This window comes from Sphingobacterium sp. GW821-FHT03E03 (assembly GCF_059420745.1).
On sequence record NZ_JBWKUH010000001.1, the window covers coordinates 640,649 to 661,739 of the forward strand.

The following is a 21,091-nucleotide window of genomic DNA, read 5'->3' on the forward strand; positions in this document are numbered from 1 at the left end:
TATCGTATCTCAAAAAAATTATTCCAAGGTATTTCTTAATTGCAAACTTAATCAAACTTTTAAATTCTCATATTAATAAATCTCTATGAGATAATCAGGTAAATTCATGATCTCAATTCTTCTATTATAGTCGCAGGTTTTAAATTATTATAATAATATTTTTAAAAAAATTTGCTAAAGTGTACAAAGTACACTAATTTTGTAGTATCATAATTTAGGTTTATAATTGGTTATTTAAGGTTTTCATTCTCCCCGTTTGGAAACCTTTTTTTATTTCCATTTTATTGATGTCCCATACTCCTAACCTTTTTAATATAAACTATAAAAAGGATATTCCAATCATTGAGATTTTCTTCAAGTCTTCCAATCATATGACAACATCAATCTTCATTGATATCCAATTCATGTTTGGCTTAATGCTTAATCCCAATACAGTCCCCTCTCTTCTCCTTACATCGGTACATTTAAACAATCCCAGCCATTTAGAATTGTTATATAACTCTTTTGAAAGGCTATTTCTATTAAAAAAATAAAATAGTCCATAACCTAGATAATAGACACTTAATTATCTATATCAAAATTACCGGTACGTTTTCATGTACGCAGCAGTGATTGTTATGACTATAGAATTTTTGACCAGCCACTATAGTCATTTGGAAATTTCCATGGTTCTTAATAGGGTTTTCTCTTTTACTCTGAAACAAGATCACCTCTTCTATTTAATAAAATAAAAACAATCAGTAAAAAATTTGGAGAACACGAAAATTATACACAACTTTAAAGAACAAACATATATTCCAACTAGGCTACAAAGTAGACAAAGGAAATTTTTTTATTTTAAAAAGACGATTTTATCTTTGAACATCTCATTGATGAAATTTTAAATTGGTTTTTTTGCAGAAAAACTTCACTTAACTTATAGACAGTAGCATTTTAAAATATGACAACCAACTCCATTAAGGTATATACAGTAGTTTCAAAAGAGATTAAAGAAGATCCAGATGTATTCACTAACCTAGAAGGGGTTTTTTCTACTTATGAAAAAGCACAGGAATATATTGATCATTTTTTTGGCAACGCAAAATATGGCTATCGTTCTATTATACCTACTTTTTTGGATCCCTTTCAAGATGAAATCCAAAATAATGATTCCTATTATAGTATTTCCTCACAATTGATTGACAATAAATTAGAAATTGAAATCTGTAAAACTTCATTTGCCGTTGTTCTTTCCGAAGTCGGACAACTCCGTATAGATGAAGCTACTTCGGAAAAACCATTAGAGATCAACTTACATTGTTTTGCTCGATCTGAAGAAAAAGCTATTGAAAAATTCAATAATTTGATTAGGGGTTATGCAAAAGAAAACAATCTACATTTTCTGACTAGCCCTTACCGGATAACAGATTCGGACCAGTGCTATTAGTTTTCTCAGCAGTGTTTGAGGTCTCTATCGTATTTTTAGGTATTTATTTTTTTTCGAATTTCACTCAGATATTCGGGAGTAAAGCCTAAAAAAGATGCAATAAGATACTGTGGTACACGTTGCACAAACTCGGGGTATTTACGTAACATATCGCGATAAAACTCCTCTTTAGGCAATGAGAAAAGATATTTAACACGCATTTGTGCCGCTGCATAAGCTCTCTGATATACAAAACGAAAATAGCGTTCCATCAATGGAAATTCCGCCATCAATTTCTCCTGATTTTCCTGACTAATATATAAAACTTCCGATTTTTCAACAGCTTGTATATAGAATGAACTTACAAGCTTATTTTCATAAGCCATATTGTCCGTGAGCCACCAGTTTTCAATAGCAAATTCAGTGGTTTGTTCCACACCTTTTTCATTTACAAAAAACTTACGTAACATTCCTTTTAACACAAAATAGTGGTACCTGCAGATTTGGCCTTCTTCCAGCATATTTTCCTTTTTTGCAACCGAATTTATGTTAAAGTATTTTGATATCCGCTCAAATGTTACATCGTCGATCTGGATAAATTTCTCCAAATGTGCTCTAAATATTTCCAATAGCTTTCATTTTATTTTGACACCCAAAATTTCACCATCTAATGCAAGATACTATAAAAAGTTAATTCGGACAAAGCATAAATTACGCTCTAACTCCGCAATCACTGACATTTTTATCCGATGAATCTCCACTCTCCTTATATTTCAATATTCCTTCGATGGAGAATAAATTGAATCGCAAGAAATCACTATCGAATATGTACAAACTGTAAAGGAACGATCCTGAGAAATGCCAAAACTCTTTGGGCAAGGTTTGTATTTATATTATTTTTGTGATATATAGTAAGTTAAGACAATAATAGATGAAGTGTGTTTTACTTGCCAAACAATTTCCCTAAAAAGGTTTTAGTGGGTGTTTTATGTATTTGTGCAATCTTTAAATTTTCCCTTGTAGTTTTTGTATCATTATACTGCAATGCACGCGTCAGGTTATCAATGGCTTCATCATAACACTCAAGATCCAATTGTGCTACGCCCAAATGTTCATAGAGTTCGGCAATAATATCATGCGCTACTCCCCCCTGAATTTGTAGCTTCTGTAAAGCAGACTGTGCATAATAAATCGTACCTTCATTTTCCTGTAGATGGTAGGCACAGTGTGCTGCCCAATAATAACACCAAAAATCCGGATTACCTGCAGCAATACTTTGTTCAAAGCTCTCAAATGCCGTTGTTATATCATGCAGATGAGCTACCTGCATATAGCCCATATTATAAAAGGCGACCTGTACCGATCTTAACATTTCCTTTTCAGTCGCAAAATGAATTGCATATTGGTAACATTCCAGTGCTTTATCAAAATCGCCTGCATCAATAAATGTATTGGCCCTGCTGATCAGCAAGCTGGGATTATCGGGCATTTTTTCCAACAACTCGTCTGTATCTTGCGCAACAGATTCAATTTCATATTTTATTCCCAGTGCGTTTTCGGCATTAGCTTTATAAATAAAAAAATTGGTAAAACAGCGGACAACTTCTTGATCATGTGTCATTGGATCTGTTGCATCCAGAGAATAATAGACCTGTACACCAATATTGACCCATTCCAGCAGGTCCTCATACTGCTTGATCGCCATATGCGCTGCACAAAGTTTATCCACTACATTAAAATATGTCAATAAATCCAGCTCTTCCTCAAAATCATCCAGTAGTCGTTGACCATCAGCAATAGCTTCCATCGGGCGGTCAACTTCGCAAAAAGCATGAAGCCTATTTTGTAAAATATAAGGAAAAACATGATACTCCATACCTTCAGTTGTAATAGCAATCGCCCATTCATACTCCCCTTGTAGTATCGCTTCTGTGGCAAGATTATTACAACACATGGCAAATGTCAATGGATCAACATTGATCAAATCTCCATTTTGTCCAATCAGTGCGCCTCGATAAAGTGTATAAGCATGTGCATAGCACTCCTGTTTTAGGATTGTCAAACGTTGCCGCTCAGCATCAGGCATCATAACATGTCCCTCCAAAAGATAATTGAGCTCGACCCCTGCATTATAGGCTTCCATCGCTCTATCGGTCTCGATGTTAAACTGTAAACCTGAGAAATCTGGTTGTTCAACTCCCCGATTTGCCATATTAAACAACCGTATTTTCAATACTGGAGAAGGAACAAGTTCATCTGCCTTTTTATAATAGAGAGCTGCCGCTTCCCAGTCATCTAGCCAGTATAATGCTGATCCTGCATTTCGATAACAATGCCCATGATTAGGATCAATCTGCAATCCCTGACGGCTCCATTGTATACATTGCAAAAGTGCTTCCTCCCTATCCAAGTTAAAAACTGAATTGTCATCCAGCGCTATCAAGCCCAAGATGGCACATAGATCCGGATTGGGTTGGGCCTCATTCAGACTATTTACCTGTACAAAAAGATCCGTTAACTGTTTCCTTTCCTGAGGAAGGCCATTGCCTTCAATATAGTTTTTAGCAGCCAATGTATAATCGCCCTGCTGCAAGGCTTCCTGAGCTTGGGATTGTATCATTTCTCTCATAATTATTATTTTTTTCGATATTTTTCATTTCTCCCGCTGAAAGGCAGCAAAAATATCAGGCCTGCAATAAGTTAAATATTTCGTATCGTGCTGTCAGATTAGCGGCAATTTTTTCATAAATCTGATCATCAAAAATAAGTTCATTTAAAAAAAGATCGATATGTTCAAACGGACCTTTGTAAAGAATATCAAATTCGTTCTTCTTCCCCATACATTCCAATACGATATCACGAATGTAGAAGGAGATTTTGTTACCATGTTTATCCCGTATACTTCGGTTACTGCAGATGGTATACAAAAATGACCGTAAGTACTTAATATCAGCGATCTGATTTGTCCAAAGGTGCCCCTTCAATTTCATTCCGATAAAATCCAGTAGAGTGGCCTCACTGTTTAATTGTTGTCCGTATTCTTGTTCCTGGAGTAAAAGCCATCCCTTATTGTAGAGCCATTTAATGATTGCGGAGTAGGCTCTTCTTTTAAAAGGAAAGTCTTCCTGCTGATATTTCGGATCAAAAAAAACAGCGCTAACAATTTCGCTCTGTTCAAGAATGGAAACCCAAGTTGAAGATTTTAGCGTCCCTTTGTTATCCTGATTATATTGTACAGTCAATAGGGTGTCGGCACCAATAGTCATTTCAAAAGTGGTTTGTGTGTCCATCTTTTCTGCTGGTTGCCCCATCAGATCTGCTACCTTTTGATAGGATTCCCTTGGATGCGGAATCAGATCCCAAAAGTCCTTAGGTTTGGGGTCCGGTGTTTTCACAGTATCATCAACATGATTGAACATCACAGATTTAAGGTAGGGCAAAAACTTATAGTTATCACCGGTTGGGCTAACAGGGGGTTGAAAACGTTCATTTTTAATATCATATTTGAACCAGAATGACAGATTAAGAGGTTTATATAAAACACTCTTGGTTCCTTGATTGGTGGTAATGGTTTTCGGTATTTTACCCAATTGATACTTTTCAAAAAATGCGATCAGCTTTGGATCATTTGACGGAAGGCCAATTAGGGCTATCAAATCACTTTGTTTCATTAATTCAGTAGTTGTTAAAGATTTTCCCGTTTTGCGCATTGTCCTTTTCTTTTAAACAAGATTAAAGATTTTTTAGATGTAGACATGGATAAGTTTGTATCTGGTCGATTTGGCTTTGCATTCGGTATAAGATTAGCATTTTTTGATCAAAAATGTTAACGACCTTCGTAGCTTACGTATCTTTATCCACGAATTGATTAAATTAGTCGTTCTGAACAAAATCATGAAAGGATTTTTTAGTTTTCTCATTTTCATCTTCGCCAGTAGCATTGTATGTGCTCAGGCGCCCACAGCCATTGAAAAAAAAGCCGAACAAGGTTACGCCAATAGGTTTATTGATACCCTTACCAGTTTGCATATACAATATGAAGCGCTGTCCCTCGCCCAACAAACTCATGATAGAGTCGATGAAGCGATTTGTCATGCTTATTTGGCGATGACCTATAGGCGCATGTTAAACTTGAAGGATTTTAGCAAAAACACCGAACTCGCCTACGATATCGCCAACAATACAAAAAATGAGCGTGCCATCGCCTATGGTAACTGGACCATGGGATTACTTCGCTCCTATATTGATGACAAAACAGCTGCACTGGATTATATGCTTAAGGCTTATGTTATATTTCAAAAGATTCATGAATATAGACACTGTGCCAAATTGGGGGCTGATATTTCCTATCTCTTTTCTACAGGAGTTACCACCAAATCAAAAAAATATGCTGACGAAGCCCTTACCTATGCCGTAAAATCCAATGATCCTGAGAGCATCTTACATGCGCGTCTGGCCGTAGGCAGCTACCTCTCCGATCATATAATCACTGGTCGTTGGGAAAGCTGGCAGCGTGCTGTGGATTTTTTTAAAGAAACAATTGTGTTAGCAGGGAAGGACGCTGACAGGATAATCAGCAAGAGCAATATTGGTATTGCCCATATTAACCTCGCCGAACTTTATATGAATGGTCCTAGCCCCATCGACGAACATGCCCTATTGAGCAACCTTGAAACAGCCACTGACATCGGAAAGAAATACAACCTACGTAATGTCTATCGCAGTTCGTTGGGGATACGCGGGCAGTATTTTGTTGAAAAGAAGGAATATCGAATGGCCGAACGGTTATTTAAAGAAGGGATTGCCTTCCAACAGGGTCTTCCATACAAAGATAATGACCTGTTTGCAGCTTTCTACAATTGCCTTAAAGATCTCGCAGCCCGTGAAGGTGATCATCAATCCTATTACGAGTACGACAAGCTCTTTGTCAAGTACAATCAACTGAAGTATGATGAATCGATTCAGGAAAAGCTTCAAAATACGGATGCACGATTTGAAGCCGAAAAGCGTATCGCTCGCATTACACAGCTAGAGAAGGAAAATGAACTTCAAAAAAAGAATAAACTACTCAGCTACAGTATATCGGGCATATTGTTGATTGGACTGGTTTTTGTCTATCGCTCGTACCATTACCGGAAGTGTTATTATCAAAATAGAGAAGATATTCTGCAGCAACAGCAGGCCAATGCTGCGTTGAAAGTTCAACTCATGGAAAAAGAGAGTCTAGAAACCTTATCCGAAAAAATTGCACTCGAAAGACGTTTGCTCCAATCACAAATGGATCCACATTTTATGTTCAACATACTCGGTAGTATTCAAAACATGATTCTTCAAAGTGATCGTGTCACTGCAGTCGGTTACCTAGGTAAATTTGCTAAATTGATCCGGCAGGTATTGGAACAGTCTCGAATGGAAAGCATTTGTCTAACAGATGAAATTAATACCTTAAATCATTATATCGAACTACAGCAGCTCCGTCTAAATTATAATTTCGATTATGAGATCAAATATGGCGCGAATGTCGACACTAACATCCACATCCCCCCATTACTCATCCAACCTTTCGTAGAAAACGCTATTGAACATGGTTTAAAACCTTTGACCGACAGCAGGAGAGGTCTATTGCAGATCAGTTTTACCCAAGATATCGACCGTGATGTACTGATCTGTAGCATCGTCGATAACGGTATTGGTTTAAGAAGGTCCAAATCCGATAAAACTCAGGATAGTCACCAGTCGCTATCCACTAAGATCACTGATGAACGTTTGCTACTAATGCAACAACAAAATGCATATACCAAAATGGAGATCCACGATCGAAAGTCGGAAGAGGGTGAAAAAGGTTGTATTGTCCGTTTAACCATACCAATACTATAAAAGCATGTATAAGGCCATTATTATTGAAGACGAATATCATTTACGCGAATCGCTAACCATTTTATTGGAAATCGTTGCTCCAAACACCATACAAGTGGTAGGTTTTGCCGAAGATACCGAGACAGCTGTTAAAATCATCGATCAGCTGCAACCCGATTTAGTCTTTATGGATATTATGCTAAGACGGGGTACCGGCTTTGATGTATTAAGTCAGATCAGTTACAAATCCTTTCATCTTATTTTTACAACTGCCTACGAGCAGCATGCCATACGCGCATTTAAATTCAATGCCATTGACTATCTACTCAAGCCCATCGATGCAGATGAACTCCGGCTTTCGATTCAGCGTATCGCAGACCAGCAACAACTATTTATTCAAGGCCAGCAGCTGCACAATTTCCGTCTGGATACCCAAAGCATGCCAGAGAGTATCATTCTTCCTACACAAGAAGCAATGCATGTTGTCAAGGTAAAGCATATTGTACGCTGCGAGACATCAGGTTCATATACTACTTTCGTTCTGCATAATAGTAAAAATATCATTGTTTCAAAACCCCTCAAACATTATGAAGAAATTCTCTGTCCACCCCACTTTTACCGCATACATCAGTCCCATCTCATCAACACCAAGTACGTAACAAGCTATTCCAAAGAAGGTCTGATCTCCCTACAGGACGGTAGCACAGTCCCAGTATCAAGAGCCAATAAAGAGGCGTTTTTTAAATTGATGAGAGATAATAATCGCTAAAATTTGACCACTGCAATTAATCGGGCCTATCTAGCAAAATATAATCAGGGCTACACAATAGTGTTTATGCGCAATCTATTATCGCTGAAAAGCATGTTGCTAAAACTATGGAATTTATGATCGATGAATTCAAGCATCATTTAAAATCAGGACGATGTGTGGCCATATTTCCGAATATATAGATATCCAAATAATGGAAGCGCAAGCATTTGGAAAAGAAAGATCAATAGTGAGACAAGGCCTTGAGCTTGGTTATCATTAGCTCTAACCAATAGTTGTGCGCCCAACGGTCCATTAGAAAACACCAAAATATTAACGACGTTCCAGCCTAAGTGAAAAGCTATTGGCAAATAAAGAGATTTTGTAGCATCATAAGCTTTGGCCAATACCCATCCGAAAAGTCCGGTCATCAATAATATCATCAGCATCTGTATTGGATTTCCAAAAGCACCATAGGAAAACCAATGGTAAACACCGAAAGCTCCAGCGGAGAGCAGACACCCCCATCTAGATCCCAGCTTTTTCATCACCATATAAAGTAGGGCACCTCTAAATAAAAGTTCTTCGAAAAGGACAGATTTTATGATCCACCATGTACTATTGATCAAATTAGCGCCAGATAGTTTCGGATTAAGCATCCAAAAATTGTGTACGACCACAACTTTTATATAATGATAGACAGCACATAACAGACCTGTCATAAAGAATCCTACACAAAAGTTTGCAAGCCTATTTTTCGTTGGGGTAAATCCGAGAACACTAAGATTCTTCTTTTCGACTATCCACAACAAAAGCCAAGATATAATCAATATGATTATTATACCTACCATACCAATAAATATTGTCGTATTAACATACTCCTATTGATTAAAAAAAAACTAAGTTTCGGCTATAAATTATTTTTGGCTATTCATTCAAATAAGGTAATCGTTTATCAAATGTACAAAAGATCATGAATTCTTTATTACCATTTGAATATTTCGGGTTGCAGTTGTTTTACAAAGTCATATAAGAAAGGGAGCTGTACAATATCTTTTTCATCGGCAATGCTTCCATTGAAAGTAATCACATCGAGATCGATGATTCGGGGAGCATTCTTGTTTTCGCTTCTGAGGCGTCCCATATCTAATTCGATCTGTTTTAATTCACTTTGTAATCCATCCAAAGGTAAACAGGTATGCAATAATAATGCGCCATTCAAAAAATCAGGTTGGGTTTCAAATTGAAGAGGTTTCGTATAGATAAAATCCGTTTGGTTACCCATCGTTCCCAATTTCTGAATATAATTTAAGGCTATGGTGATATTTTCTTCAGGATCGATATTAGAGCCTAACAAGATCAAAGCCGTATTGATTTGGTTGTCTTTAGATCTCTTTACATTATCCGTAGCGCACAGTGTGTATGCTTTCGTTTCGTTCATTTTTTTTATGTCCCTTTTGAACCAGTCGGCGAGCTAAACGTTCAACGCCATCAATATACAGGATCCGTGCCATAACAAAGGAGCTATCCCTCTAAAATGCAAAGCTATTTCAGAGTTAAACTTCCATTATGAAGTCCCCATCTGCCCCGTATGGTTTAAGTAAATGCTACTTATCATAATCGGATAAACTCTGTAAGCAATTTTTTTGCCAATAAATCATCCAAATGAATTAAGCAGCATTCTCTCGCTCAGTATACAAGATATAGACTAGCCTATCAACACCAAAGATCCCACTCTGAACATTTCATGCTCTAAATAAGCGTTCACTTGGTGCTGAAGTTTATCAAAACTATCTATTTTTTAAATAGATTTCTATTGCATTCGTCAAAAACAACCTGAGGTTATGGGTTATTCAACGATGTAATGCAGTTCATGTGCTTCCGTTGGTTGTGGGACTTCCAAGTTATGGAGCATTTTATCCAATACAGCATCTGGCAGCGGATGGGCCCTATCTCGATTTTGTACGCGCCATTGACGGTACGCTTTTTCGATATACACCAACTCAACATAGGCCTGATAACTGACAAAGAGGTCTATCAACTGCTTTCGCATTAAGGTCGTAATATTAGTTGCATTCCATATAAAGTCTTGCCCCTGACGTAGATAAATCTTGGCCTGTTCTTTCGCTTGTTGCACTACCCAACCATTCCGCTTTCTATCAGTCGGTTCGATACGATATTTACGACGAATATCGTCAAGACTAATGACTGGTATATCCTTATTATGGTTAGCGATATAATGATCCTTTCCCATACCCGGCAACCCAGACAGCATGATGACCGTTGATCTAAAATTATCAAAAGGAATATAATCCACATAACCATCCTCGCTGTTGAAGTAGGTAAATTGAGCATTTGGGGTCGAAAAAGATCGAGGTGACTCCCAGCAGTCAATCTCTTTTACATACAGTTCAAATAGCTCTAGCGCATCAAGCAACGCTCCTTGATCCTGACATATTCGCCCTCTGGCATCAGCCTCGGCTAGAAGTTTCAATTCAATCATATTTACCCTTAATGATGCCTCTAGCGCACTACGCATTGGATCAACTTTTTCCATCAGCCAGAGTGGCAGACCATGAAAACGAACCAAACCAACAATTTCCTCCCGTAGGGAAAAGGGAGTTTCCACATCACGAAACAATATTTCACGTGCTGTCTGTGCACCTTTTCGCGCATGGCTTGGCGAACTGATCCGTCCCTGTCCATCGACCACAGTCGTAGACCTTTTTTCGACGTCATGCAGTAATGCGGCAGCCCAAAGCAGTTCCTGTCGTTGCCTACTCAATCCCCTATAGGTATTGGATTGTTGCAACTGTTCAATCACCAGCTGGGTATGAATAGCAACATTACCTTCTGCGTGATGAATGGGATCCTGCGGAACATTCCGCATAGCTTCTACCCAGGAAAACTGCTTTTCCAATTTCAGCCAATCTGTATCTGTTGTTAATTTCCATTCCATTAGTTTCCCCCCCTTTCCCAAGTAAGTTTTGTTCTTTTCCAGGATTTAGTCCAATGTTCATCCGTCTGTACATGTCCTTTTCGCACATACTTAAAGATATTATGCTGAAATTTGGAGACGGGATAAGCCTCCGCATTTCGGCAGACCAGACCTTCTGAGATGCAGTTAATTCCTGTTCTCGGATCCAAAGATCCAAAGATCGAAGGTTGAGATGCCAGATGTTGTACAGTTTCTTCCAACTGTGATTCCGTCAGATCTCGTACACTGTCCGATCGCAATACTGGTACCATCGGCAAGTCAAACAAGTTAGCATAGAAGGTAACTTCCTCCCATGAAAGCCAGACCTCGTTGATTCGAGCCGCAAATACAAAGTAATAATGCTCCAACTGTGTATACTCTATAGAATGAACCGCATAAAGGTTTTCACCGAAAAACTCTAGGTCGCCCAAATCATTTTTCAATCGTCCCCAATGTTCCCGTAATTGTGATGTCCAGGGGGATGTCGTTGGAGCAGCATGTGACCGGGCAAATACTCCCCGTTGGGATAGACAATTGTTTTCGCCATCCAATTTTTCAGTGTAAAGTAGCTGTGAAAAGGATTGTATATCCGTCCAGTACTCATGATTAAAACGATCGTCACTGCTGGTTCCCGGTGAAAAAGGAAAATGGTAGGTACGACCATATTTTGTTGATTCCATTTTTTTAAATTAAAGTGAATAATACTGATTAAAAACACAGGTATAGGAGCAATCTAGTTGGGCATCTATCCCATCTGATTAAAATCTTCCTGCATGTTGGCACAGTATTACATGACCTTACGTTCTAAAAATGTATAACAATTATGATCTATTTCGGCAAAAATAGATAAATTTCTCTAAAAATAAAAAACCGCTATACCATCAGACATAACGGAAAACTAAAACCTATAAATAAAAGCCCCATTATGCAGGGGCCGTATGGCTGTTATATTCTAATATAAGCATCCCATCCGGCACGTGTGTAATCCTGTTGATTGTTTAAGAAAAGCTTAACATTATGTCCTCGAAGGCCTTTCCCACTTCTCAATATTTCACTAAGCTGTTCCCGCTGAATATTTTGTAACAGCATTTTCTCCATAAAGGGCTGTAATTTTAGGTCATCCGCCACACGTTTGATTGGGTATTGCACAAAGAACATATTGATCGCATAATTTTTTGATATTTTGACAATCCAGTCTTCCATCCCGATCTTCTTTAACTGATCAAAGATTGTCGGGCAATCCAATGTTGTACCATTACGTAAGATAACACATTTAGTTTCTGCGGTTGTATATACTGCGACAAGATCAACAAATCGAAGTTGCTGCAGATTGATCTGTTGTACAAATTCCCCCCGCTTATCTAACAGGTCCCCCAATAGATATACATCAATGTTATCAATATCCACTCCATAGGGTTGTTCTTTCCTCTTCATCCCACTTTCTTTTATGGTTCGCTTTTCGTTTAGAGAAATTATCGCAGGGGTCTGTTCGAACTGTTCAAATGCGGGTCTTTTTTTTATAAAAGGTCTTCTTTTTGTCACCATTGGCTGTGGAGCTGGTAATTCTTTTTCTAAACTTACATTGTGCACTATCTGCATGAGTGGCCGATTATAGATAACAGCAAGGTTCTGCCGTTGGCCAACAGAATGATAGAGTAACGACCAGTTTTCTCGCATATAGACCATTAGACTATATGAAACAAAAATAGTGGCATAACGTATTCCGTAGACCTGCATATGTAATTCAAAAAGCATCGATCTCTCCACTGACGACTGGCTGTAGACAAAGATAACAGCAACATACAAAAGTATAAATGGAAAAACAGAAACCAATAAAAGTGAGAAGAAAGCGATAAAATGTAGAACAATATCGAGTCCAGGTATGTTTTTGGCCTGTTCCCCCAGGCGCTCACGCATGTAGGGTACACTCCAGTACGTGGGCAAATTAAGTACTAATGATACTATTGTTGCCCCAATCCAAAAAACACAGAGCATGATAACAACCAAAATCCAATATTTCAACTGATCCGACCGGTCAAAAAAACCTTGCAACGATATTGTCTTTAGATTAAAAACAATAGACAGCATCAGCGAACTCAAAAAATAAATGATAGATTTCATGGCGTTTCTCCGAATTAATATCTGGTTAGGATAACTAAATTAATAATATCTACTCACAAAAGTATACTAATATAATAAATAATATCGAAGTCGCAAAACAAAACATCACGCAAACGATAATATTTATAAAAAGATAATAAAAGAATAACACTATTAAAAGCTCAAATACGATGATAAACGAACGATAATTGCTATTTTAGAAAGTCCATTGATGTATTAGAAAGGAATAACCGACCAATAACCTACATTTCACTGTCGTGTTATCATATTTTTAAGCAAAAATCAAACAATTTATGATCAAAGATTTAGATATTGTAATATAATAAATTTAAATAATGAAACAGCAATTCAATAACCATGGTGTAGCCAAGGTACAATTTAGAATCTTGGCTTTGCCAGAAAGTTTACTTGCAGTCGAGGTAAATGCTATTCGTCAAAACTTTCTATCCTGGATGGCCGCGAATTTCGCATTGACCACTAGTCAAAAATTTCAGTTGATGACTATGCCTGATGATTTACAGGAAACTTTGAGCCAAGCTATCGCTAATAGCTACGAACTTGGGCAGGCCGTTCAGTTTTTCAAAGAAACCGCTTCTAAGGATGATCAACCTGATTTGAAGGATATCGTGATCAATGGTGCCGAAACTATGGCTGAAGTCAACAGTCAAGGTCTCAGAAAAGCCGATTTCACAGGGCAGCTGGCAATCAATATTCGCTATAAAGTGAGTATGTAATTTATTGAACGATTATTTAGCCCCAAACTGGACTAACCCAATAAGCCCCTTTAACACTAATATCCGGTTTATTTTCTATCCCGAGGAATGAAAAGAAATCGGATATTAATACCAAGGATTTTCTTGACGCTATTTGTAATGAAATGAAGATATTGTATAACAAAATCAGATCACGCTTTAATATGCTATTTATCTGGCCACAGAAATTATATACCTACAGTATCATTGGCCAAGGTTTTGATACGGCTACGCAATACAACATATATCGAGCTAATATAGCCAGAAGCCTTACGCGACTATCGAGCAGACCAATTACAGTAGATAAATTCCTTTCACCCGCGGCTCACAACAAACAATGTGGCAATTCAAATGAACGGGTTCCGCTTCCCTTCAAAACATGCTACACTGTTTGCCTTTGGCAGCCTTATTTCTGGTTAACTGACACTTATTCGACTCTGATCCAAGGCAATAATCAGCTCAGTCTACTCAATGACGCCAACCTCTGTACAGCTGCAGCTCAAGCCGACATACTTTTCTTTAGTAGTGGTGGTAACTTTTCGGTTAATGACATTTTAGAGCAAATCGACCTCAGCAATAAATATGTTATTATTATCTCCACCTATAGTGAACAAGAAATACATACGAATATCAAGCACCGCATCGACCATTATCAAAATGCATACCTCATCGATTCACAAGCTGAGTTTGACCAGCTCATTGCCAATATTCTAGCTAAGGCTACCAAACCGGATTAACAGCAAGCTAAAGCTTGGAGTCCTAGACATCGTTAAAGTTTAATTATTTGTTTTTCTGAACGATCAAAATCCACATAGATACTGCTGCAGCTACTCCACCGAAGAAATAGATCGATTGATACCCGTGCCACCCAGCAATAATACCTGCAATTGGTCCGGCTATTCCTAGCGAAATATCAAAAAATGCAGCATAGGCACCCAATGCTGTTCCACGCATCTGTGGACTTACCTTCTGTATGGCCAGCACACCAAGAGCTGGGAAGATCAGTGAGAATCCAATTCCAGTGAGACTACAACCTATAATGGCCATGGCTTCCGAACTAGCGAAACCAATCAGCATCTGCCCAATCATTTCAATCGCTAAAGAGACCATAGCTACCTTATAACCCCCAAATCTATCGGGAAAAGAAGCGCAAAACACCCTTGTCAAGACATAAAAACCTCCGAAAGTTAAAAAGGCCAAGGATGGATTTACCCAGCTTTTTTCCGTAAAAAGTAGCGTGACAAAAGATGATATACAGGCGAATCCTATTGAAGAAAATGCTAATGCGAGTCCTTGTTCGGAAATCATCGCAATCACCTTATAGAAAGGAGTTCGTTGGTGCGAAGGATCCACTGGCAGATTGGGTAGCTTGATCGTGCATAGCCAGCTTATGGCAGACAACAAAATCAGTATCCCAAAAACATAACTTGTACCCCATGCCCCGGATAGATAAATAGCTAATGGCGCCCCCAGGGCAATACCAGCATACATAGCGATACCATTCCAGGTCATAACTTTCCCCGATTTTTGATGTCCCACCAGTCCAATACCCCAAGTTAATGCACCAGTAATAGCTAAACTTTCAGCTATACCATGTACTATCCTGGCAGCAAAGAGCATCAATAATGCCAATAGGTGAAAATCTCGAAGATGATATACAGTCATATAGATTAGGCCCGTTAACATTGTCATAACAACACCATACTGTTTGGCGGTCTTGGCACCTTTAGTATCAGCCATTTTACCAGCAAAAGCTCTGGTTAATAAAGTGGCAATAAATTGGATCCCCACTACTGCTCCCACAATTAAAGGGCTAAAATGAAGTTCATTTTTTATCAGTGCAGGAACTGTTCCTAACGTTATACCGATGCAGAGGTATATCGCAAATACCGAAATCATAATCGGACTAATTGTCCACATCGATTGGTTTTCTACTTTCATATCTGTATATGTTGTTTAAATTTTACAGATGCAAAATTAGATAGCGATATAGTATATTACAGGTCGTTATTCATGTATATAATTGGACAAATAATGGTTATTTTGACGAAACTGCCCCGCAGTGCACCCTAAGTTTTTTTTGAAGAACCTCGAAAAGTAAGTATGGTCTTCATAGCCTAGGCAAAAAGCGATTTCTTTGATATCCATATTCGTGTAAAATAGTAGCCGCTGGGCTTCCAATAGTACTTCGTTCTTTATCCAATAACTAGCGATAAACCCTGTTATTTCCTTACTCACCTCGTTGAGATACAAAGGCGTTATATGGAGTTGTTCCGCGTAATCTTTTACTTGCTTTACTTCTTTAAATTGCTGGCTTATCAGGTTTTTAAACATTGTAACAAGTTGGTACTTGTGGCTACCGGTCTTCCTATGTATTTGACTTTGGGGCACAAAAGCTACTGTTAACTGTCCTATTAGGGCATTGACATGTGCGTGGAGAATAGATTGATAGAAGATTTTATCTCCTTGTTCGATAAAATTGTATAGGATCGCAGCCAGCGTAAATACAGGATGATCTGGTCCCAAAGTTATAACCTGTCCGTTATACATAAAAGAATCGATCATGGTTCTATATTCCATCGGGACTAGTTTAGGCTCGACAAAAAGCATCCAGCATTTGGCACCCTCATTCAATACACATTGATGAACTTGACCTGGTGCTACGAAACAAACTGACACCTCTTCGAGTGTCCATTGTTTAAAATCGATGGTCCAGCATGACCGCCCTTTTTGCTGTAGGATAAACATATAGTGGTCATCCCGATGGGGTACGGTAGGTCCTTGAGAGAGATCTTTAAAAGGAAGCATCTCTATTCCCTGTGTGGACAATTCTTTGTTATGAATGGGTATCATAGTTTTTAGTATACTCTATACCTGCTAAAGCTGCGACTGTAGACGGATCCAATTCAAGACAAAAAGTAAAATAAAGATACCGAGGATATACATTTCTACTTTATTGACTTTGGTTGCTCCAAATTTCCATACACAGATCCGATCGACAATGAGTAACAGCAGGATTGGAATCAGACCAAATATTCCGATGTATATAGCCATCAATTTATCTGGAGCAGAATGCGCCGTACCCAATATCGTAATGGTTGCTGCGACACAAACGAACCCTAATATCCCAAGGATAAAAAAGAGTGTACCTTTTACTTTTAGGAATTTTATCATCATTAGTTTTCTATTCCAATTCTACTTGAAGTAATGTTGATTTGCTGCTGTTAGGGTTGTTCAAAACTACGGATTTCAACACTTTAAAAGATAAAAAACAAGCCCCCGAAAATTCGGGGGCAAGTGGCCCAAAGCCGGTTCATTTTTCTAGTTCACTAGGGAATGTTCCGAACCTTGCAACCAAGGATAATAGCTAAGTTAGTTAATTTAAATCACACTATTACCTGTAAGCTTTTATTTAGAGTTTCAGTTCAATAAATCCAATCCATTATAGTGCGTAAAATTTTGTATTTAGTTTGTTTTCTAAATCTGATTTATCGGGGATCTCACCGTTATTCACTTGTTTAACGAGGGTAATGATCACATAAAAATTCGCACTCGAGAATCTTGGATAGTGTAAATATGGAAAAATTTGCTATCTACATTTTTGTTATATTCGACAATTAAATAACACAAATGGACAATAACATCATTGATAAGGTCGCGTTAATTCATATCTCCAATAAAAAAATCTTAAGTACTCGCTCCAAGTCTAAAGACAAACTATATTTCCCCGGTGGAAAAAGAGAACATGGTAAAACTGATTTAGCATGTTTAAAGCGAGAAATACTTGAGGAGTTAAATGTCTATATTGTTAAGGATTCCGTCAGGTTTTTTGGTATTTTTGAAGCAGTGGCTGATGGACGTGAAAAGGACAGAACGCATACAAATAATTATAAGTTTTTATTATTAAATAAATTTAACGATATTTAACCTGATACTCTTCATTCTCGAATATATTTTGTAGATCTTTACTCAAATTAACCGTATGAATAGTATAAAGACCACTGCAACCCATTTTCGCTATAAAAAGCATCCCGGAGATTTATTTAGGGACACTTCTGTTCAATTACTACCACACCCCTATAAAAATCAGTCAGAGTTTTGGGTATGGTTTCATCCTTCATACCATCGCAGTGAAGATATTGCCGATCTGAACGAGTTATATAAACAACTCCATAATTTCTCCTGCCGGGAAGAAATCATGGAAGCTAATCCGGAATTATGTTATACCGGCATACCCAAAGAACGAATTACCGAAGAGATAAAACTTCTTGAGCACAAAATATATCAGGATTGTTTCGAAAACTTCTATTTATTGATTATTGAAGGACACATTGAATTAATAGAGAACAATCAGCATGGGAAAAGTGAATCTCCATCTTAATTATTAACCATTATTATTTTAGACCATCAATTTTTAAATAATCTACGCAATTAATGTTTAGCCCTATATTACATTGGTATGCACATTAACTATCACCTGAGTATACATCTACAAAATGAGTAAAAGCTGATATTTATGAAATTCGAACTTATTCAAAAAAGTGGAAGAATAAAGATAATTGTAAAAGCATATATCATTTTAAAATGATATGTAAATTTGTCTTAAATACACGGTAACATTAATTCAATTGTTTACAACCATTTTATAACACCGATAAGATGAATGAATTTCCTAGATTAGAAACAGAAAGACTTATTCTCGACAAAATAACTGAGGAAGATATTCCGCAGATAGTAATTTACCTTCAGGACAAGATCTTTTCTGATTATACGTCAAATATTCCATACCCCTATCGGAAGGAAGATGCTGAGTTTTGGCTTAAACTATCGGCCGAGGCCTTTAAAAATCGAAAGGGTTTTACATTTGCAATTCGGGATAAAACAGGGAAATTCCTTGGGGCTATAGGTCTTCACGATGAAGGTTCGGATAAAGCGGAGTTAGGCTATTGGATAGGCATTCCAAACTGGAATAATGGCTATGTCACTGAAGCGGCAAAAGCTATTATCGATTTTGGGTTCAGAGAATTGAATTTCAATAAGATCTATGCCACTTATTTTCCTCACAATCCAGCTTCAGGGAAAGTCATGGATAAAATAGGTATGAAAAAAGAGGCCCTACTGAAACAACATCTGAAGAAAAATGGAAAATATTATGATATCCCAATGTATTCTATTTTTAAAGAAAATAGGAGATAATATTTTACGCGCTCAAGAAAACAACAATCCAGTTTTTGTTCGATCTCACTAGATTTAGTTTTGTTTTTACTTTCATCAGGCCTATTCTAGCAGATAAAATATTGGTAATGGTACTAGACTCATCTTTTCAAGCAGATATCTACCTATCACCATATAAAATAATACTACCCTACTATAACCCAATAATGAAATGGAGGGACCATTTTTATCGAAAAATTCGGTAAATTCACGGTATAGACAAACACACAAAGCACAACATGAAAGTATTTGCATTTGCTGGAAGCAATTCTTCCACCTCAATCAATAAACAATTAGTCAAGTTTGTTCTGAAAAGTTTTAGTGACCATGAAATAAACTTGATTGATCTCAAAGATTATAATATGCCTGTTTTTTCTGTCGACCTGGAAAAAAATGGTTTTCCAGAGGAAGCTCATCGTTTTCTGGATAATATTACCGAAAGCGATATCATTATCTGTTCATTGGCGGAGAATAATCGTTCGTATAGTGTTGCCTTTAAAAACGTTTTCGATTGGGCTTCCCGGATAAACGTAAAGGTATTTCAAGACAAACCCATGTTGTTAATGACTACCTCTCCTGGTGGCTATGGTGGTGGGAATGTAATGGCCGAGGCTCAAAAATTCTTCCCGCAATTTGGCGCTATAATCAAAGAAAGCTTTTCACTGCCAAAATTCTATGAAAATTTTGACCTGAACAATGGTGTCATTAACCCCGAGCATCTCAGCACACTCAACGAAAGAATAGACAACTTTAAGAAACAACTATTCTAATCATTTTTCAATTGGGTGGATGTTGACACAGAGAATTCGCTTTTTTGAGTTAAAAAAGGGGCACTGCAAATTGCAATCCCCCTTTTTAACCTTATCTAGTTAATTCTCTAAGTTTATCAGCTAGTTGCTCACCTTTTAAATTAATGCCGACAATCTTACCCTCAGGGGATATTAGATAATTTTGCGGAATAGCCTGAATACCATATAGCTGGGCAGCATTATTTTGCCAACCATTTAGATCGGATACCTGTGGCCATTTCAAACCATCTTGTTCGATGGCTTTTGTCCAATTATCTTTCTTTCCTGGTTTATCAAGTGAGATCCCCAAAATCTCAAAAGCAGGTCCTTTAAATTGCTTATAGATTTCAACTAAATGTGGGTTTTCTGCACGACAAGGACCACACCAAGAAGCCCAAAAATCCAACAATACATATTTGCCCTTGAAATCCGATAATTTCAGCAATCGACCATCTGGTGTCAATTGTCCGAAATCCGGTGCTGGTTGTCCAATCCCCAATTTCTTGGCAAGCAAGATTTCCCGTTCAAGTTTCTCTCCTATTGCTGTTTTTCGCAAGTTAGCAGATAATTTGAGAAACATAGGTTCAATCAGGCTGACATCACTTCCATACCGCGCTACCTCCTGAAGTGCCAGTAAGCTAAAATAATTATCCGGATTTTCGACAATAAATTTACGCTGTGCCTGTACACGCAGCTCTTCGATTTTCTCGATCTCTGCCGAGACCTGCCTCAGTGCTTCTTCGTTTCGATTTTTTTCCTGATATAAATCAGCACGTTTGGATTGCTGAGCGATCTGCTCCTTCTCATAGGGATGTAAATAATCTTGATATTTCCGATAAGCAGCCTGCAATTGTCCTCCTTTTACAATAGATGACTCAAAAGGATCTTTAATAGCAATTTCTGTATTGGCCTGAAGAGGGTCTACATAAAATGTAAGTCGTTGCATGGGTCTCCCCTTTCTATGGAAAAAGGAAGCACCATCTTTAGAATAAAACAATATGACCTGTGTAGGTTCATCAATTTGTCCCTTATAAGTTGCATTTGAAGATTTTAAACTGACAGAATCTATTTTCAGTTTTTGACCAACAAAATAGCGCACAAATACCTTAGCCTCTGAAGAATGGGTCTGTCCGTTGAAATCCAGCTGAAAATCTTGTTTTTGTCCAACGACAATTCCAATCATAGATAAGCTCAAAAGAGCTGATGTAAATATTTTTTTCATGTTGATTG

The 21,091-nt window shown here is 37.6% G+C and carries 21 protein-coding genes; 9 read left to right on the forward strand and 12 right to left on the reverse strand.

The annotated features are described in order from the left end of the window. Positions 1 to 940 precede the first annotated feature (940 nt). Positions 941 to 1,426: a hypothetical protein gene (locus AC07UV_RS02570; protein WP_495182629.1), complete on the forward strand. Its 486-nt coding sequence runs from the start codon at positions 941 to 943 to the stop codon at positions 1,424 to 1,426. 35 nt (positions 1,427 to 1,461) lie between these two features. Here AC07UV_RS02570 and AC07UV_RS02575 read toward each other — a convergent pair whose 3' ends face one another. From AC07UV_RS02575 to AC07UV_RS02585, 3 genes are all read right to left on the reverse strand, one after another. After that, positions 1,462 to 2,034 carry a Crp/Fnr family transcriptional regulator gene (locus AC07UV_RS02575; RefSeq protein WP_282253548.1) on the reverse strand — a complete coding sequence of 191 codons (573 nt, stop codon included), beginning with the start codon at positions 2,032 to 2,034 and terminating at the stop codon, positions 1,462 to 1,464. Positions 2,035 to 2,348: 314 nt separating this feature from the next. Next, the gene (locus tag AC07UV_RS02580; RefSeq protein ID WP_495182630.1) at positions 2,349 to 4,034 is read right to left on the reverse strand and encodes a tetratricopeptide repeat protein; all 1,686 of its coding nucleotides are present in this window, start codon (positions 4,032 to 4,034) and stop codon (positions 2,349 to 2,351) included. Positions 4,035 to 4,089: 55 nt separating this feature from the next. Beyond that, a complete protein-coding gene (locus tag AC07UV_RS02585; protein ID WP_495182631.1) occupies positions 4,090 to 5,076 on the reverse strand; it encodes a hypothetical protein in 987 nt (328 codons plus the stop codon). Between the two features lie 223 nt (positions 5,077 to 5,299). On the opposite strand from AC07UV_RS02585, the gene AC07UV_RS02590 reads away from it, so the two are divergent. Beyond that, on the forward strand, positions 5,300 to 7,282 hold the full coding sequence (locus AC07UV_RS02590; protein WP_495182632.1) for a sensor histidine kinase: 1,983 nt from the start codon (positions 5,300 to 5,302) through the stop codon (positions 7,280 to 7,282). 4 nt (positions 7,283 to 7,286) lie between these two features. Continuing rightward, positions 7,287 to 8,030, forward strand: a complete 744-nt coding sequence (locus AC07UV_RS02595) for a LytR/AlgR family response regulator transcription factor (protein ID WP_495182633.1) — start codon at positions 7,287 to 7,289, stop codon at positions 8,028 to 8,030. A gap of 146 nt (positions 8,031 to 8,176) precedes the next feature. Here the strand turns inward: AC07UV_RS02595 and AC07UV_RS02600 are convergent, their stop codons facing one another. The 5 genes from AC07UV_RS02600 to AC07UV_RS02620 form a co-directional block, all read right to left on the reverse strand. Further along, a complete protein-coding gene (locus AC07UV_RS02600) occupies positions 8,177 to 8,860 on the reverse strand; it encodes a CPBP family intramembrane glutamic endopeptidase (RefSeq protein ID WP_495182634.1) in 684 nt (227 codons plus the stop codon). 134 nt (positions 8,861 to 8,994) lie between these two features. Continuing rightward, entirely contained in the window at positions 8,995 to 9,450 is a 456-nt protein-coding gene (gene folK, locus AC07UV_RS02605; RefSeq protein WP_282253542.1) for a 2-amino-4-hydroxy-6-hydroxymethyldihydropteridine diphosphokinase, read from the reverse strand. 408 nt (positions 9,451 to 9,858) lie between these two features. After that, positions 9,859 to 10,968, reverse strand: a complete 1,110-nt coding sequence (locus tag AC07UV_RS02610) for an AAA family ATPase (RefSeq protein WP_495182635.1) — start codon at positions 10,966 to 10,968, stop codon at positions 9,859 to 9,861. Continuing rightward, a complete protein-coding gene (locus tag AC07UV_RS02615) occupies positions 10,968 to 11,666 on the reverse strand; it encodes an RNA ligase family protein (protein ID WP_495182636.1) in 699 nt (232 codons plus the stop codon). The genes AC07UV_RS02610 and AC07UV_RS02615 overlap by 1 nt, the downstream gene beginning before the upstream one ends. Positions 11,667 to 11,931: 265 nt before the next feature. After that, positions 11,932 to 13,107: a hypothetical protein gene (locus tag AC07UV_RS02620; RefSeq protein WP_495182637.1), complete on the reverse strand. Its 1,176-nt coding sequence runs from the start codon at positions 13,105 to 13,107 to the stop codon at positions 11,932 to 11,934. Between the two features lie 335 nt (positions 13,108 to 13,442). On the opposite strand from AC07UV_RS02620, the gene AC07UV_RS02625 reads away from it, so the two are divergent. Beyond that, on the forward strand, positions 13,443 to 13,841 hold the full coding sequence (locus tag AC07UV_RS02625) for a hypothetical protein (RefSeq protein ID WP_282253538.1): 399 nt from the start codon (positions 13,443 to 13,445) through the stop codon (positions 13,839 to 13,841). A 143-nt stretch (positions 13,842 to 13,984) separates the two neighbouring features. Further along, positions 13,985 to 14,596: a hypothetical protein gene (locus AC07UV_RS02630; protein WP_495182638.1), complete on the forward strand. Its 612-nt coding sequence runs from the start codon at positions 13,985 to 13,987 to the stop codon at positions 14,594 to 14,596. Positions 14,597 to 14,639: 43 nt separating this feature from the next. On the opposite strand, the gene AC07UV_RS02635 is transcribed toward AC07UV_RS02630, so the two are convergent. From AC07UV_RS02635 to AC07UV_RS02645, 3 genes are all read right to left on the reverse strand, one after another. Next, positions 14,640 to 15,800 carry an MFS transporter gene (locus AC07UV_RS02635; RefSeq protein WP_495182639.1) on the reverse strand — a complete coding sequence of 387 codons (1,161 nt, stop codon included), beginning with the start codon at positions 15,798 to 15,800 and terminating at the stop codon, positions 14,640 to 14,642. A gap of 66 nt (positions 15,801 to 15,866) precedes the next feature. Then, on the reverse strand, positions 15,867 to 16,712 hold the full coding sequence (locus AC07UV_RS02640; protein ID WP_495182640.1) for a helix-turn-helix domain-containing protein: 846 nt from the start codon (positions 16,710 to 16,712) through the stop codon (positions 15,867 to 15,869). A gap of 24 nt (positions 16,713 to 16,736) precedes the next feature. Next, the gene (locus AC07UV_RS02645) at positions 16,737 to 17,036 is read right to left on the reverse strand and encodes a hypothetical protein (protein WP_495182641.1); all 300 of its coding nucleotides are present in this window, start codon (positions 17,034 to 17,036) and stop codon (positions 16,737 to 16,739) included. Between the two features lie 453 nt (positions 17,037 to 17,489). On the opposite strand from AC07UV_RS02645, the gene AC07UV_RS02650 reads away from it, so the two are divergent. From AC07UV_RS02650 to AC07UV_RS02665, 4 genes are all read left to right on the forward strand, one after another. Continuing rightward, positions 17,490 to 17,786: an NUDIX hydrolase gene (locus AC07UV_RS02650; RefSeq protein ID WP_495182642.1), complete on the forward strand. Its 297-nt coding sequence runs from the start codon at positions 17,490 to 17,492 to the stop codon at positions 17,784 to 17,786. 55 nt (positions 17,787 to 17,841) lie between these two features. Continuing rightward, positions 17,842 to 18,240, forward strand: coding sequence for a hypothetical protein (locus AC07UV_RS02655; RefSeq protein WP_282253533.1), 399 nt, complete (start codon positions 17,842 to 17,844; stop codon positions 18,238 to 18,240). 278 nt (positions 18,241 to 18,518) lie between these two features. After that, positions 18,519 to 19,055 carry a GNAT family N-acetyltransferase gene (locus AC07UV_RS02660; RefSeq protein ID WP_495182643.1) on the forward strand — a complete coding sequence of 179 codons (537 nt, stop codon included), beginning with the start codon at positions 18,519 to 18,521 and terminating at the stop codon, positions 19,053 to 19,055. Positions 19,056 to 19,312: 257 nt separating this feature from the next. After that, on the forward strand, positions 19,313 to 19,843 hold the full coding sequence (locus AC07UV_RS02665; protein ID WP_495182644.1) for an NADPH-dependent FMN reductase: 531 nt from the start codon (positions 19,313 to 19,315) through the stop codon (positions 19,841 to 19,843). Between the two features lie 91 nt (positions 19,844 to 19,934). Here the strand turns inward: AC07UV_RS02665 and AC07UV_RS02670 are convergent, their stop codons facing one another. After that, complete coding sequence (locus AC07UV_RS02670; protein WP_495182645.1) at positions 19,935 to 21,083, reverse strand: redoxin domain-containing protein; 1,149 nt, start codon at positions 21,081 to 21,083, stop codon at positions 19,935 to 19,937. Positions 21,084 to 21,091 lie beyond the last annotated feature (8 nt).